This is a genomic window from Micromonospora phytophila (genome assembly GCF_023656545.1).
Taxonomy (GTDB): domain Bacteria; phylum Actinomycetota; class Actinomycetes; order Mycobacteriales; family Micromonosporaceae; genus Micromonospora; species Micromonospora phytophila.
The window spans coordinates 1-2,123 of the sequence record NZ_JAMOKF010000555.1 but is presented as its reverse complement, the minus strand read 5'-3'; the positions used below and the strand labels follow the sequence as shown (position 1 = coordinate 2,123).

At 72.3% G+C, this 2,123-nt stretch carries 2 protein-coding genes; both read left to right on the top strand.

The genetic code is table 11. The features are described 5' to 3' along the window. Positions 1-677 precede the first annotated feature (677 nt). Positions 678-1,244, top strand: a complete 567-nt coding sequence (locus tag NCC78_RS31130; protein ID WP_250799006.1) for a TetR/AcrR family transcriptional regulator — start codon at positions 678-680, stop codon at positions 1,242-1,244. After that, entirely contained in the window at positions 1,241-2,065 is an 825-nt protein-coding gene (locus NCC78_RS31125) for an oxidoreductase (protein ID WP_250799004.1), read from the top strand. The genes NCC78_RS31130 and NCC78_RS31125 overlap by 4 nt, the downstream gene beginning before the upstream one ends. Positions 2,066-2,123 lie beyond the last annotated feature (58 nt).

Below are 2,123 nucleotides of genomic sequence, written 5' to 3'. Positions count from 1 at the left end.
GGCCAGACCAGCAATACCCAGAACGCTCTTACGCATGATCGTGTTCATCAGAAGTTGCTCCTTCGGGGGTTGGCGCCCAACCGATGGGGGTCAGCAGGGCGCAAGCACCGTCCGGCGCTCAAAAACAGGGGGAAAGTCAATCTCAGAACCGGCGCGCTCGCGGGGCGGGGGATGCCCTTCGCGGGGCCGGACCAGGTGTAACGACCGGGCGGCCACCGTCATTCCGGGGTTCGGCCCTCGGCCCATACCGGCTGTGCGGCGGGCCCTTGCTCGATCGTCCGGGGGATGTAACGACCGGCGGGCCACCGTCATTCCGCGAATCCGGGGCCCGGCCACACCACCTGAAGCAGTGCGCCTTGCTCGATCGTCCAGGTGATGTAACGACGACCGGCCGGCCGCCATTCCGCGCCCACGGTGCCCCCGACCACACCGAAGAACCGGACATCCGGCCATGGACCGTGCAGCCGGGGCGGAGCGTCGGACCGGACATCCGGCCGTGAATCGCGCAGCCGGGCGGAGCGCCGGTCCGACGCGCTGATCGTTGACGGCGGCCCATCCCCCGTGACCCCGTTTTCGTCCGTCGAGATGCGCGCGGCTGGCGGGCAGCGGAGCGGGAAATGTCCGACGTGACCGCGAACGCCCTTGACGCACTGACAAAGTATGCAAACATTGTCAGCATGTCGAACGAGCGGTTGGACGTCATCCTCGCCGCGGCCTACGAATGCTTCACCCGACACGGGGTGCGCCGCACGACGATGGACGACATCGCGGCGATGGCCGGAATGTCCCGTCCCGCCGTGTACCAGTACGTCCGCAACAAGGACGACGCCTACCGGCGGCTCGCCGAACGGCTCTTCGCCGGCACCCTCGCCGAGGCCCGGGCAAGCGCCGCCGATCCGACGGCGTCGACCGGGCAGCGGCTCGAAGCCGTGCTCGGCGCCAAGCTGGAGCTGACCCTCCAGCTCCACCGGGACAGCCGGCACGCCGCCGAGCTGCTCGACGCCAGCACGAAGCTCACCGGGGACCTCGTCGAGGCGTACACCCGGGAGATGACCGACGTGGTGGCCGGCGTGCTCGCCGACGGTGCGGGCCCACGGGCCCGCGTGGTCGCCGACGTGCTGGTCGCGCTCACCCGCGGCCTGGAGGCCGACCTCACCGACCCGGACCTGCCCCGGCAGCGGCTGCGCGAGGGCGTCGCGCTGATCGTCGCGGGTCTGGCACCCCACCCTGGAGACCCGTCATGACCACCGTCCTGATCACCGGCACCTCCTCCGGCATCGGCCGGGCCACCGTCCGGCAGCTGGCCCGGCACCCGGAGCTGACCGTCTACGCCACCGCCCGCAAGGTCGAGGCGATCGCCGACCTGGCCGAGGTCGGGGCCCGGCTGCTCCCCCTCGACGTCACCGACGAGGCGTCCATGCGTGCGGCGGTGGCCGCGATCGAGGCCGAACACGGCCAGGTCGACGTGCTGGTCAACAACGCCGGCTACGGCGAGTACGGCCCGATCGAGGAGGCCCCGATGCAGCGGGTCCGCGCCCAGTTCGAGACGAACGTCTTCGGGCTCAGCCGGCTGACCCAGCTGGTGCTGCCCGGGATGCGCCGGGCCGGTCGGGGCCGCATCGTCAACGTCAGCTCGATGGGTGGCCGCCTCGTCTTCCCCGGCGGCGGCTACTACCACGCCAGCAAGTACGCGGTCGAGGCGATCTCCGACGCGCTGCGCCAGGAGGTGCGCCCGTTCGGCATCGACGTGGTGATCGTCGAGCCCGGCCTGATCCGCACCGGGTTCGGGGCGGTGGCCGCCGAGTCGCTCGGCGCGGGGGCGGACCCCGCCGGCCCGTACCGGACGATGGTCGCCGCCGTCGACGCGGCGATGACCCGGTCGTACGGCAACAAGCTGCTCGCCGCGACGCCCGAGACGGTGGCGAAGGTGATCGAGCGGGCGGTCACCGCCCGCCGGCCGCGCACCCGCTACCTGGTCACGGCCGCGGCGTGGGCGATGGTGCACAGCCGCCGCCTCGTCGGCGCCCGGGTCTTCGACGCGGTCAACCGGCTCCAGTTCCGCTGAGCCGCCGCGCCGGGCCACCGCCGCCCGGCACCAGCACCGCCCCGACACCACCGTCGGC